The organism is Bacillus sp. SIMBA_008 (assembly GCF_046535495.1).
In the GTDB taxonomy this organism is placed as follows: Bacteria; Bacillota; Bacilli; order Bacillales; family Bacillaceae; genus Bacillus; species Bacillus subtilis.
On the sequence record NZ_JAWRWL010000002.1, the window covers coordinates 844,916 to 857,270 of the forward strand.

At 44.2% G+C, this 12,355-nt stretch carries 17 protein-coding genes and 1 pseudogene; 11 read left to right on the plus strand and 7 right to left on the minus strand.

Annotated elements, in window-relative coordinates; all coding sequences use genetic code 11:
• Window positions 1-3 precede the first annotated feature (3 nt).
• The 4 genes and pseudogenes from hmoB to sndC all read left to right on the plus strand — a co-directional run bounded on the left by hmoB (window position 4) and on the right by sndC (window position 3,585).
• Window positions 4-504, plus strand: coding sequence for a heme-degrading oxygenase HmoB (gene hmoB, locus SB658_RS09855; protein WP_003244748.1), 501 nt, complete (start codon window positions 4-6; stop codon window positions 502-504).
• Between the two features lie 44 nt (window positions 505-548).
• A pseudogene (locus tag SB658_RS09860) lies at window positions 549-866 on the plus strand (hypothetical protein).
• 65 nt (window positions 867-931) lie between these two features.
• Window positions 932-2,323, plus strand: coding sequence for a hypothetical protein (locus SB658_RS09865; RefSeq protein WP_072692642.1), 1,392 nt, complete (start codon window positions 932-934; stop codon window positions 2,321-2,323).
• A gap of 71 nt (window positions 2,324-2,394) precedes the next feature.
• On the plus strand, window positions 2,395-3,585 hold the full coding sequence (sndC, locus tag SB658_RS09870) for an N-acetyl amino acid acetylase SndC (RefSeq protein WP_064911664.1): 1,191 nt from the start codon (window positions 2,395-2,397) through the stop codon (window positions 3,583-3,585).
• 17 nt (window positions 3,586-3,602) lie between these two features.
• Here the strand turns inward: sndC and SB658_RS09875 are convergent, their stop codons facing one another.
• Genes SB658_RS09875 through ecsA form a run of 3 tightly spaced genes read right to left on the minus strand, consistent with a single transcriptional unit; the run spans window position 3,603 to window position 6,295 of the window.
• Window positions 3,603-4,313, minus strand: coding sequence for an EcsC family protein (locus SB658_RS09875; RefSeq protein WP_049140675.1), 711 nt, complete (start codon window positions 4,311-4,313; stop codon window positions 3,603-3,605).
• A gap of 19 nt (window positions 4,314-4,332) precedes the next feature.
• On the minus strand, window positions 4,333-5,559 hold the full coding sequence (gene ecsB / locus SB658_RS09880; protein ID WP_049140674.1) for an ABC transporter permease EcsB: 1,227 nt from the start codon (window positions 5,557-5,559) through the stop codon (window positions 4,333-4,335).
• A complete protein-coding gene (ecsA, locus tag SB658_RS09885; RefSeq protein WP_024571662.1) occupies window positions 5,552-6,295 on the minus strand; it encodes an ABC transporter ATP-binding protein EcsA in 744 nt (247 codons plus the stop codon). The genes ecsB and ecsA overlap by 8 nt, the downstream gene beginning before the upstream one ends.
• 486 nt (window positions 6,296-6,781) lie before the next feature.
• On the opposite strand from ecsA, the gene SB658_RS09890 reads away from it, so the two are divergent.
• The 3 genes from SB658_RS09890 to trpP all read left to right on the plus strand — a co-directional run bounded on the left by SB658_RS09890 (window position 6,782) and on the right by trpP (window position 9,088).
• Window positions 6,782-7,219: an HIT family protein gene (locus SB658_RS09890; protein WP_003233231.1), complete on the plus strand. Its 438-nt coding sequence runs from the start codon at window positions 6,782-6,784 to the stop codon at window positions 7,217-7,219.
• Window positions 7,220-7,365: 146 nt separating this feature from the next.
• A complete protein-coding gene (gene serC, locus SB658_RS09895; protein ID WP_032725316.1) occupies window positions 7,366-8,445 on the plus strand; it encodes a 3-phosphoserine/phosphohydroxythreonine transaminase in 1,080 nt (359 codons plus the stop codon).
• A gap of 124 nt (window positions 8,446-8,569) precedes the next feature.
• Window positions 8,570-9,088 carry a tryptophan transporter TrpP gene (gene trpP / locus SB658_RS09900; protein ID WP_003233236.1) on the plus strand — a complete coding sequence of 173 codons (519 nt, stop codon included), beginning with the start codon at window positions 8,570-8,572 and terminating at the stop codon, window positions 9,086-9,088.
• A gap of 73 nt (window positions 9,089-9,161) precedes the next feature.
• On the opposite strand, the gene yhzF is transcribed toward trpP, so the two are convergent.
• A complete protein-coding gene (gene yhzF / locus SB658_RS09905; protein WP_024571664.1) occupies window positions 9,162-9,353 on the minus strand; it encodes a membrane protein YhzF in 192 nt (63 codons plus the stop codon).
• A 129-nt stretch (window positions 9,354-9,482) separates the two neighbouring features.
• Between yhzF and SB658_RS09910 the strand changes: the two genes are divergently transcribed.
• Both SB658_RS09910 and SB658_RS09915 read left to right on the plus strand, forming a co-directional pair.
• Window positions 9,483-9,839, plus strand: a complete 357-nt coding sequence (locus SB658_RS09910; RefSeq protein ID WP_144500814.1) for a YtxH domain-containing protein — start codon at window positions 9,483-9,485, stop codon at window positions 9,837-9,839.
• A gap of 177 nt (window positions 9,840-10,016) precedes the next feature.
• A complete protein-coding gene (locus tag SB658_RS09915; RefSeq protein ID WP_003239501.1) occupies window positions 10,017-10,628 on the plus strand; it encodes an HTH-type transcriptional regulator Hpr in 612 nt (203 codons plus the stop codon).
• Here SB658_RS09915 and SB658_RS09920 read toward each other — a convergent pair.
• The gene (locus SB658_RS09920; RefSeq protein WP_009966921.1) at window positions 10,625-10,966 is read right to left on the minus strand and encodes a YhaI family protein; all 342 of its coding nucleotides are present in this window, start codon (window positions 10,964-10,966) and stop codon (window positions 10,625-10,627) included. The two genes, SB658_RS09915 and SB658_RS09920, sit on opposite strands and share 4 nt — an antisense overlap.
• A gap of 207 nt (window positions 10,967-11,173) precedes the next feature.
• On the opposite strand from SB658_RS09920, the gene SB658_RS09925 reads away from it, so the two are divergent.
• The gene (locus SB658_RS09925; RefSeq protein WP_088467604.1) at window positions 11,174-11,692 is read left to right on the plus strand and encodes a DUF3267 domain-containing protein; all 519 of its coding nucleotides are present in this window, start codon (window positions 11,174-11,176) and stop codon (window positions 11,690-11,692) included.
• A 107-nt stretch (window positions 11,693-11,799) separates the two neighbouring features.
• Entirely contained in the window at window positions 11,800-11,982 is a 183-nt protein-coding gene (locus tag SB658_RS09930; RefSeq protein ID WP_024571667.1) for a hypothetical protein, read from the plus strand.
• A gap of 52 nt (window positions 11,983-12,034) precedes the next feature.
• Here SB658_RS09930 and yhzE2 read toward each other — a convergent pair whose 3' ends face one another.
• Entirely contained in the window at window positions 12,035-12,121 is an 87-nt protein-coding gene (gene yhzE2 / locus SB658_RS09935) for a sporulation protein YhzE2 (RefSeq protein WP_003155248.1), read from the minus strand.
• Window positions 12,122-12,245: 124 nt separating this feature from the next.
• Window positions 12,246-12,332 carry a sporulation protein YhzE1 gene (gene yhzE1, locus SB658_RS09940; RefSeq protein WP_003327753.1) on the minus strand — a complete coding sequence of 29 codons (87 nt, stop codon included), beginning with the start codon at window positions 12,330-12,332 and terminating at the stop codon, window positions 12,246-12,248.
• Window positions 12,333-12,355 lie beyond the last annotated feature (23 nt).

Below are 12,355 nucleotides of genomic sequence, written 5' to 3' on the forward strand. Positions count from 1 at the left end.
GATATGAAGGTTTATATTACATATGGGACAGCCGATTTTTTAAAAACGATCGTACAGAAGCATCCCTCAGAAAATATCCTTTTGATGCAGGGGCAGGAAAACGCCATTTTAATTCATGAAACAAACGGAGATACCGTTTTCCAGGCACCACACGCTTATGAAGTCATTGACCAAGTCGGAGAGATCAAACATCCCGGTTTTGCAGTATTGAACAATATTGCCGTTACTCAGGAAGGGCGTCCGCTGTTTGAAAACAGATTTAAAAACAGAGCGGGAAAAGTCGAAAACGAGCCTGGCTTTGAAGCAATTCGAGTGCTCCGTCCGCTTGACAGTGACACCTATGTCATTCTGACCTTGTGGGAAACGGAAAGCGCCTTTCAAGACTGGCAGCAGTCCGGTTCTTACAAAGAAGCCCACAAAAAACGCGATACATCTGCCGGAATTGACACAACGTCGATCTTCTCCCGGCCTTCCTATGTCACCACATATTTCGCTGTCGAATAGCTGCCGGCATGTCCGGCAGCTTATTTTATTGGGAGGAAAGCAAAATGAAGCATACTTGCCCAGTCTGCGGGTTTAAGGGATTGGCTGAACCGCCATATGATCATGAAGGCAATCATTCTCATGAAATCTGCCCGTGCTGCGGTTTTCAGTTCGGATTTGATGATTACGAGATGCAGCACGAGGATGATTCATATTTAGAGCCATCGGAAAGCATCATCGCCTATAGAAAAAACTGGCTTGCTGAAGGGTGCGTCATTATTTCTCCTGAATGCTTCCCAAAACATCTGCAAAAAGCGAATAGAGTATTAAGGCATCATCTGATTGAGCAGCTGAAACAGATCAATGTTCATCTTCCATCATAACCCTCCCCTCTGTCCCGGCACCTTCCGCCCGCCTATGAATAATCTGTAAGCGGAAGGAGTGATCGATGATGGAAGTCGGGATTTTGTCTGTCCATGTTCTGTATGTGTTTTTTATCGGTGCAATTATCCTATTTATGCTGCTGAGAAAAGACACGACATTTATTTCTCTATTCGGCATTTTTATCATATCGCTATGGGCCAGCCATTCACTTTCAGCTTCTGTCAGCAGTTTATTCCACAGCTTTATCTATGCGGCCGGCGAACTGCTGCCCACGATTTTCATCATTTGCTTTATCGTTTCAATGAGTGATTTGTTAACAAAAACAGGGATAAATGAAGCGATGATTTCTCCCTTTGCAAGCCTTGTGAGAGGGCCTGTGACTGCCTATTGGCTGATTGGGGGCCTGATGTTCGCCATTTCTCTCTTCTTCTGGCCTTCTCCGGGTGTCGCTTTAATCGGCGCCGTCCTGCTCCCCGCAGCCGCACGTGCCGGTTTGACGCCTCTTGCCGCGGCCATGGCCATGAACTTATTCGGACACGGTTTTGCCCTCTCAGGAGACTTTGTCATTCAGGCGGCGCCAAAGCTGACTGCAGATGCAGCAGGCATTCCAGTCGGTGATGTCGTCTCGGCCAGCATTCCGCTTGTGCTGATTATGGGTGTGACAACAACAACAGCTGCCTTTATCATGATTCAGCGCGAACGCAAAAAACAGGAGCATCCCGCTTCTTTTTCCCCCGTTCTTTCCGGCGAACAAGACAACTCGCTGTACTTGCCAAAACGCCTGCGGTCCATACTGGCTTTTTTGATTCCGCTTGCCTTTCTTGCAGATATCGCCTGCATGCTCTTGTTTAACCTACAAGGAAATGATGCCACCGCGTTAATTGGCGGGTCTGCAATTTGTATCCTCTTTACCGTTCATTTTTTCGTGTATAAGCATAAAGGGCTTGAAAAAATCACCGGCTATTTTATTGACGGATTTAAGTTCGGTTTTAAGGTTTTCGGCCCCGTCATCCCGATTGCCGCTTTCTTTTATCTTGGCGACTCAGGCTATGAGAGCATACTGGGCACTTCACTCCCTAAAGGTTCCCACGGCATTGTCAACGATCTTGGCATTGCTTTATCCCATATGATGCCTATGTCAAAGGAGCTTGCCGCCGCTGCATTAACTGCCGCTGGAGCCATAACAGGCCTTGACGGCTCAGGATTTTCTGGCATTTCTCTCGCCGGCTCCATCGCAAAGCTCTTTTCGTCCGCTCTCCATGCCGATCCCGCCGTTCTGACCGCGCTCGGACAAATCTCTGCCATCTGGGTGGGCGGAGGAACACTGGTCCCATGGGCGTTGATTCCCGCGGCGGCCATTTGCAAAGTTGATCCTTTTGAGCTTGCCAGAAAAAACTTCATTCCCGTCGCGATTGGCCTTTTGGTGACAACCCTCGCAGCTGTGATGATGCTTTAAAACAGCATGAGTTGAAATATTCAGACTTTTTCTATACAATCATGGAAAACATAGAAAAGGGGGAAGCGGCTTTGTCCATATCCACACTGCAGAAAGAGATAAACAAACAGCTCGACAGCTGTTTTGAAGAAATGGTTGAGATCAGGCGCCATTTTCATATGTATCCTGAGCTTTCATTTCAAGAAGAAAAAACCGCCGCATTTATTGCTTCCTATTATGAATCGTTAGGAGTCCCAATCCGCACAAACGTTGGCGGCAGAGGGGTTTTAGCATATATAGAAGGAAGCGAACCCGGCCCTACAGTCGCTTTGAGGGCCGACTTTGACGCTCTCCCCATTCAAGATGAAAAAGATGTCCCTTACGCCTCCAAAGTGCCTGGTGTCATGCATGCATGCGGCCACGACGGCCACACCGCAGCTCTTCTCGCAGTGGCCAAGGTCCTTCACCAAAACAGACATGAACTGAAGGGAACATTTGTGATGATCCACCAGCATGCAGAAGAATATTATCCGGGAGGCGCAAAGCCAATGATCGATGACGGCTGTCTAGAAAACACGGATGTGATATTCGGCACTCATCTTTGGGCAACTGAGCCGCTCGGAACTATTCTCTGCCGCCCCGGCGCCGTAATGGCGGCGGCAGACCGATTTACGATTAAAGTCTTCGGAAAGGGCGGCCACGGCGCTCATCCGCATGATACTAAAGACGCCGTCCTGATCGGTTCGCAAATCGTTTCCTCTTTGCAGCACATTGTCAGCCGCAAAGTCAATCCGATTCAATCCGCCGTCATTTCGACAGGCTCCTTCATCGCCGACAATCCGTTTAATGTCATCGCAGACCAAGCAGTACTCATCGGCACAGCGCGTTCTTTTGATGAAAATGTCCGGGACATTCTGGAGAAAGAAATTGAAGCGGTTGTAAAAGGAATATGCAGCATGCACGGCGCGTCCTATGAGTACACCTATGAACAGGGTTATCCGGCGGTTGTGAACCATCCTGCCGAAACGAGCCACTTGGTGAGCACCGCAAAGAATACCGAGGGCGTTCAGCAGGTCATTGACGGTGAACCGCAAATGGGCGGCGAGGATTTTGCTTATTACTTACAAAACGTGAAAGGCACTTTTTTCTTTACAGGTGCAGCTCCCGAACAGCCAGATCGAGTTTATTCCCACCACCATCCGAAATTTGATATCAACGAAAAAGCCATACTGACAGCGGCCAAGGTCCTTGCCGGCGCTGCGATCACCTATCATCAGCTATAAAAAAACAGCCGGAGTGTTTATTCTCCGGCTGTTTCCTTTAATATCCTCAGATGAAAAACATGTCTTGCCGTTTCTCCAAGCTGAGCAAGCAGCTTATAATTGGCAATTCCGCCGACTGCCGCTCCTACGCCCGGCAAAAGCTGAAAAAGCTTCACGACGTCGATATAATCGCGATATTCCTGCTGGAACACTCTCCAGTCGATGCTCTTTTTCTCCGTCTCCCAATTTTCGATGACAGAAAAAAGCGATTTACGGCCATCGTCACTCGAAAATGCAAGCTGAAACACGAGCAGCAAAAACATCCTTTCTTGTGCATCCTTCACATCAAAGCCGTAAATGGAAGACAAGGTAAATAAACACTTCATCTTAATTGAAAGCAGCAGCGGAAAATCAGCAATGCCTAAAAAAATGCCGCCCGCTCCGGTGCCGACTCCCTCAGCAGCTGCCACTTTCTGATAAGAAACAATCGTTTTTTTCGCCAATTCGTTTTTTTCACTGAGCGACAGTGCACTTGTATCCTTTTTATAAGTAATGATATTGGAGCCGGTCATTGTCGCTTCTACCATTTTTTTCACACTCTCGGTGACGACCGTATGGATTTTTTCAGGAATCCGTTCATTCACCTTCGTCTGGACACGCTTCGAAAAGCGTTCAAACATGGAATCCTTTCGCAAAAAATGCATTTTCCATTGCAAAGCTTCCTGCATCAGCAGCTGATTATCTGTCATTTGATTACCCCTTTTCAGTTCACAGCTTTCCGTGCTTTTTCAGCCTGGTTGTCATATAAGAAGGCAAAACAACAAAAATCAGAACGGCAGAACCGATCAGCGCGTACAGAAAACCGGTCAAGCCGGCTGCATAGGCAGACGCAACAGACATCAGCAGCGCTTGAATACTAAGTGAAGTTTTTAATAGAGAGAAATAGCTTTTCAGCTTTGTTTCTTTTTTCACAGGGTACAGCTCTTGAAGCGCCAGATGGTCAAAGTGGCCGAAGAGCGGCAGAAGCTGAATGCCCGTAATGAAAATGGCAAACACAGTCAAAACCGCTGCAATCAGCGGGCTAGCTGAGACATACATAATGATCAGCGCGAAAACGATCGTTAATCTGACAAGAATGCCCAAATAATCACTCGAACGCAAAAAGGCGCGGGTGAACATATAGGCAAATGTTTTGCGCTGTTCAAACGGCACAAGCCGCAGCAAAAAGTCGAGATAAGCTCTGCGTTTGGCTTGCTTTCGCAAATGCGGCACATCAGTAAACAGGTTGGCAATCCGATAGAAACGCTGCTTTCGTCTCAATTCGGACTCAATATGGCTTTCCCATTTAAATGTTTTCCGTTTTGCTGCGGAAGACATATACAGATAAAGAACAGCCATAATGACATAGACGAGAAGCGCATACATATAAACAGATTGGAAAACAAAATAAAGAACGAGTGTATTCGCCGCAAATCGAATGATGACGTCCATCCGTTTCATGCTGCGGTCGTTTTGGAAAGTCGTGCGCCATTCCATTACCTGATTCCACGCTTTCAGCAGCAACAGTTGGACAAAGACCGCGGCATACGATACGAGCGAAGCCCCCGGTGTGACTGCGAAATAAAGCGGCATCGCAACGATGCTCAGCGCAATAAGCGGAAACAGCTGAGACACATAGCTGTAGACAAACGCCTGCTTCAAGTAAGGCTCCATTTTTGCTTCAAGAGGCAATAAGAAAACAAGGTCAGCCTCCTTCAAAAGCGTTCGCACATAAGAGCTTGTCAACACGAGCGAAAACAGCACGGCCATCACCCAAAAGGATGGAAAGTGAGCGGGAATGTCCCGTATCCATTTGCTGTACCAGCTTGCAGCGCCCGCTAGAAAAAAAATCAAAACAATGACGAGGTGATCGTTGAGCATATATTTCATGTATGTTCTTGTTTCTTTGATATGCTCCTGCAGCCGCGACTGCCAAATATCAAGCATATTATTCATGGCCAGCGTCTTCCTTTGTAAGCTCAAGATACAAATCGTCCAGCGCCGCGTCCTTCATTCCAAACTGCTCTCTGAGCTCTGACAGCGTGCCGCGCGCCCGCACCTCGCCGTTATGTAAAATAATAAACGAATCGCAATAGCGTTCTGCCGTTGCCAAAATGTGTGTTGACATCAGCACGCTCGCCCCGCCTTTTTTCGCTTCATTCATCCGTTCAAGCAGCGCGTTAATGGCAAGCGGATCAAGCCCTAGAAAAGGCTCATCAATAATGTAGAGCGCAGGCTCTGCCAAAAATGCGCACATAATCATAACCTTCTGCTTCATTCCTTTAGAAAAATGGGCCGGGAACCACTTCAGCCTCTTTTCCATTCGGAATTCCTTTAAAAGCGGAGGCAGCCTTTTCTCCATCGTTTCTTTTGACAGTCCATATGCCATGGCTGTTAGTTCAAGATGCTCCATCAGCGTCAATTCTTCGTATAAAACAGGTGTTTCAGGTATATAGGTAAATTGTGAACGGTAGCCTTCCGGATCCTCAGCAAACGTTTTACCGTTTAATGCGATTGAACCTTTATGCGGGTCCATCAGCCCGATGATGTGTCTGATTGTTGTACTTTTACCAGCACCATTCAGCCCGATTAAGCCGACAATTTGATTCGGTTCAAGGGTGAATGATACGCTTTTTAAAACCGGATTCCTTGTATATCCGCCGGTCAAGTCTTTTACCGATAGCAGAGACATAGTTTCTCCCCTTATAGTGTTTTTCTTCATAGTACCAAAAACAAGGCCTGATTTGAAACAATTCCCTTTTAACAAATGATGAATTTGCTGTCATAAAGAGACAGGTTCTGGACATCATAATAGTTGTAGAGGAAAAGCATATCAACTGAAAAATGAGGTGTTTGTCAAAGACGTCTTAGAAACAGTTGGATAGAAAATAAACATGTCCAATGCTCAAACCATTTCTCTTCACTGAATTGATGAATTCTTCATGTATGAAGCAAATTGTCAAATGAGGTGTTTATCGCAGGAATCGTTAGGCATTAAACAAGTCTTCATTTTATTGACAAATGAGGTGCTTACCAAAGGCATAACACATTTTCTTCATATAAGCTCTTCCTCTGCATTCAGGGTGAACGCTCGCCGTTCATCCTGTTTTCTATTTTCTGCATTTCTGTGGTACGATGAGTGTATACATACTAAACAATTTCATAAGGAGGAACCCTCATGCATTGTGCAGAGAATTGTATCTTTTGTAAAATTATCGCCGGCGACATTCCATCCGCAAAGGTGTATGAAGATGAACATGTACTTGCCTTTCTTGATATCAGCCAAGTTACAAAAGGCCATACGCTTGTCATTCCGAAAACACATATTGAGAATGTATATGAATTTACAGATGAATTAGCAAAACAATATTTCCATGCTGTTCCAAAAATCGCCCGCGCTATCCGGGATGAATTTGAACCGATCGGCTTAAATACGCTGAACAATAACGGCGAAAAAGCTGGACAATCTGTGTTCCACTACCATATGCATATTATCCCTCGCTACGGAAAAGGAGATGGATTCGGAGCGGTTTGGAAAACGCATGCTGATGATTATAAACCGGAGGATCTGCAGAACATCTCTTCCTCTATCGCAAAACGCCTGGCCTCATCATAAGATGAGGTTATTTTATTTTGTGAACATTTCGCAAACATCCGTCAATTTCTTTTGATAATTCTAATTTTTTATCAAAAAACTGAATTTTTGTGATAGGATAATTGTATTATTTTATACATTAACGTGGAAAACAGGGAGAGATCATAATGGAACGTACAACGAATTTTAACGCAGGTCCTGCAGCGCTGCCACTGGAAGTTCTGCAAAAAGCACAGAAAGAATTTATTGATTTTAACGAATCCGGCATGTCTGTTATGGAGCTTTCCCACCGCAGCAAAGAGTATGAAGCGGTGCACCAAAAAGCGAAAAGCCTATTAATCGAACTGATGGGCATTCCGGAAGATTACGATATCTTGTTTCTTCAAGGCGGGGCAAGCCTTCAATTCTCAATGCTTCCGATGAACTTTTTAACACCTGAAAAAACCGCACATTTTGTCATGACAGGCGCTTGGTCTGAAAAAGCACTGGCTGAAACGAAATTGTTCGGGAACACGTCTATCACCGCTACAAGTGAAACAGACAATTACAGCTATATTCCTGAGGTTGACCTTACGGATGTAAAAGACGGCGCATATTTACATATCACATCCAACAATACAATTTTCGGCACTCAGTGGCAGGAGTTTCCGAATTCTCCTATTCCGCTCGTAGCCGACATGTCCAGCGATATTTTAAGCAGAAAAATCGATGTGTCCAAATTTGATGTGATCTACGGAGGCGCCCAAAAGAACCTCGGCCCTTCCGGCGTGACTGTAGTCATTATGAAAAAAAACTGGCTGAAAAATGAAAATGCGAACGTCCCAAAAATCCTGAAATATTCCACACATGTCAAAGCGGATTCACTCTACAACACTCCGCCGACATTTGCGATTTATATGCTGAGCCTCGTTCTGGAATGGCTCAAGGAAAACGGCGGTGTGGAAGCTGCTGAACAGCGCAATGAACAAAAAGCGCAGGTTCTCTACAGCTGTATTGATGAAAGCAACGGCTTCTATAAAGGACATGCCAGAAAGGACAGCCGCTCACGCATGAATGTCACCTTCACGCTTCGGGATGACGAATTAACGAAAACATTCGTCCAGAAAGCAAAAGATGCGAAGATGATCGGCCTTGGCGGACACCGTTCGGTTGGAGGCTGCCGCGCTTCTATTTATAACGCGGTCTCTCTCGAAGACTGTGAAAAATTAGCTGCGTTCATGAAGAAATTCCAGCAGGAAAATGAGTAAAAAGTCTGGCTATGCAAACCGTCCGTTTGGTATACTGTTTGCATAACACATTCTGTAAAGCCTTCGCAATAAATGATGAGCATATTATTGGAGGGCAAAAAGCTTAGCAGAGGAGAGCATAGTTATGAAAACAAAAGAGTTAGTCATTATGGCTCTGTTTGCCGCAATCGGCGCAGCGCTTCATTCCATTATTCCGCCCTTTTTAGGCGGCATGAAACCAGATATGATGCTGATCATGATGTTCATGGGCATTCTGCTGTTCCCGCGGGTGCAAAATGTACTCGTCATCGGGATTGTGACCGGAATCATTTCCGCGCTTACAACCGCGTTTCCAGCCGGACAGATCCCTAACATCATTGATAAACCCGTATCAGCGTTTCTGTTCTTCTCCCTGTTTCTCTTGTTCAGAAAGAGCCGAAAAACAGGTGCAGCCGCTGTGCTGACAGTGATCGGGACCATCTTATCAGGAATTGTGTTTCTATCGTCAGCTTTATTGATCGTCGGTTTGCCTGGCGGTTTCGCTGCATTGTTCGCGGCCGTTGTTCTGCCGGCCGCTGTGCTGAATACAATCTCAATGATCATTATTTATCCGATTGTGCAAACCATTTTAAGGCGTTCAAGCTTTATGGAAGCTGCTAAATAATTGTCACACAAAACCTCTTCCGCTTCCGGGAGAGGTTTTTTTGAACAGAGCGCCCGCAGCATGTCAGCATGTTTTAAGCGAGGAGTTTTGTGAAAAAGATAAGACATAGTGTAAAGGCGGTTCCGGTTGAACAAACAAGCGCTTTCTGCCGGATAACCCTCTTGGGCGGATAAGAAGCAGCCTGGCTGAGAAGTCTGATATAGTAAACAGCGCCTGAAGCGAAGGCAAGGGTGATGCAGGATAATACAATCAAAAAGACAGACAACCTTCTCCCTCCTTTTCACTTAAAAAATATGCTAAAATAAAGCAAGCTATGTATAGAAGTTCAGGCTTTCAACAAAAATGAAAAATGCTGAATGATTCCTATTTTGAAGAAAAAGACGGGGTGATTGTAATGGCGAGCGGACGTTCTCTATTAACAGGACTATTCGTAGGCGGCATCATTGGAGGAGCAGCGGTTCTTCTTACTGCACCTTCCTCAGGAAAGCAGCTGCGTGAAAAAATGAAAACCAATTATGATTCTTTTGATGAAACAATCAAACGCTTAAAGTCAGACGGGCTTGCATTAAAAGACCAGCTGATCAAAGCGGCAAAAGAAAGCACGGATGTTATTAAAGACGTGGGCGGCGAGCTCCAAACGTCAATTAAAAAATGGCAGGAAGAGATCAAGCCTCACCAGCAGGATCTGCAAAAAGAAATTGCCGATATCGAAGAGAAAATCAGACAGCTGGAGAAAACCTTACAAAACTAATATCCTATTCAAAAGAAAAAAATGCGGGCCAAAATTGGACCCGTATTTTTTTTGGCCGAAAAACCCTGCCGTCGCAATGGTTTGTGAATTTATTAAAAAATTCTTACATTTTCATCTTTATTAATCTTTATTTTATTGGCATAATAGAGAAAAAGAAAAAGAGAAGCAGGTGACGTAATGAATCGAGTGGAACCGCCCTATGATGTGAAAGAAGCTCTGGTCTTCACCCAGAAAATGGCTCAGCTTAGCAAGGCTCTTTGGAAATCGATCGAGAAGGATTGGCAGCAATGGCTCAAACCGTATGACCTGAATATTAATGAGCATCATATTTTATGGATTGCGTATCAATTGAATGGAGCTTCCATTTCTGAAATCGCGAAGTTCGGGGTCATGCACGTATCAACCGCATTCAACTTTTCAAAAAAGCTGGAAGAACGGGGATATTTAAGGTTCTCCAAACGGCTGAATGATAAAAGGAACACATATGTCCAATTGACTGAGGAAGGTACCGAGGTATTCTGGAGCTTGCTTGAGGAATTTGATCCGACACGCAACGCTGTTTTTAAAGGGTCACAGCCTTTGTATCATTTATTCGGAAAATTTCCTGAAGTGGCAGAAATGATGTGTATGATACGCCATATCTACGGCGATGATTTTATGGAAATTTTCGAAACGTCACTCACCAATATTGACAATGACTTTGAAAGCGTAAACGGAAAACTGAAGAAAAAAGCAAAGGACAGTGCGGCGGATGAACCGGCTGAAGAGCTTGAACCTGTAAACAGTTAATCAAAATGCTTCATGATATCGATAAAGACTTCCATCAGCTCTTGATAAAGCCCCTGCTCATACAGGGCAAAAATCGTTTCATGAACATCTAATTTTTCATTCAGCTGTCCGGCAAAAAGCGCAAGGAGCTTATCAAAGGTTACAAATCCTTGCGCTTTTTGTGTTGCCAGCTCTTCCGACAATTCGTCGCATATCCTCATAACCGCTTCCCCTTCTTCCTTGCTCAGCCCTTTGTCAATGAGAAGCGCATAGAAGGGGTACCTGTCCATATCTACTGTTTTCACTAATAATTGTATGTAATATTCTAATCGCTCAATGCGATGATCCATCGAATCCATCCACACCACTTCTTTCTATCTTTAATCTTATTTTAGCTGATAATTCACTGAGAAGAAAGTTCTAACCCCATATTTCGCAGTTTGTTTGCTTGTTTCAAAAAAATACCTGCCGGATGATATTTTTTCTTAAAAAAGCATTGATTTTTTCTCTTGGGAGGAGTAAATTATTTTGAGATTCTATTCAAGATGTATGGAAGGATGACTTTGATGAATTGCTGGAAGACCATAAATCTCATGAAGGATTATGGCGCCGTTCGCATAATATTAACTGCTGTATGTTTTATGATTTTGGTTTTTATATCTACCTTTTTAGCTTTTGAGCGGTTGCGGCCTGGCACAAGCTTAAGCGATGAATATGTATCTTTATTCGGCGGTTTGCTCGTCGTTATTTTATTTGTACATAAAGTCATCCATGTCCTGCCAATCATCTGCAAAAAAAGAAAAATAGAAAAAAAGTTTTACATATTGCGCATGCGCACATGGAAACGTATACCAAAAACAACAATGCTGATTTCACTCGTCAGCCCGTTCTTGCTGATTACACCGGTATTGTTTTACGCAGCACTGGCATTTCCGAATCATGCTCATTATTTCTGCATGATCTCGGGCATTCACGCCGGCTACTGTCTGCCTGATTTCCTGCTGGCTCTCAAGCTGATAAAAGCACCGAAAACCGCTTTTATTGATCAGGAAGCAGACGGCTTGGATATTCTTGTTGAAAAGTAGTCAAACCCCGGTGCTGGTGGCGATTTTTCAATTTGCATTCTATCTTTTTTAATAAATATTTGGTAATGTAATATGGGACAGTTCAGAGAGAGGGGGAATCTCCCATCATTTTATTCTATTTTATCGTGGCTGCCGTGTTTATTTTATATTTCATAAACAGGCTCACCAATACATTATGCCTTGTCAGAGAGATTCCTGAAGAGCGGCAAGATAAGGTATTCCGATTTATTAATGTATCTATATTAATTTTACTGATCTCTTCGTTTGTGGAGATCTCCTTTACAGTGTAAATACGAAAGAAAGCATAGCTGCTGATTAAGCAGCTATGCTTTTTTATGTTGATTAGTACAGCCAAGAAGCGCCGATGATAATCAATAAAATAAATAACACAACCAATAAAGCGAATCCGCCTGCAAATACTTCACCCATCTTAAAAAGCACCTCCTGTAATAAGCTTTATTTACCAATTACATGTTATGCAATTCATGTTTGAAACGATTAGGCGCTAGTGAAAATAAAGGATCGCTTATGTTGCAAGCGATCCTCGGGCTGCTTAGTAGATGTAAGCTGCACCTACGATGATAAGCAAAATGAACAGTACTACGAGCAACGCGAATCCGTTAGAGTATCCTCCGCTCATGTTACATACCTCCTTTTCTTGAT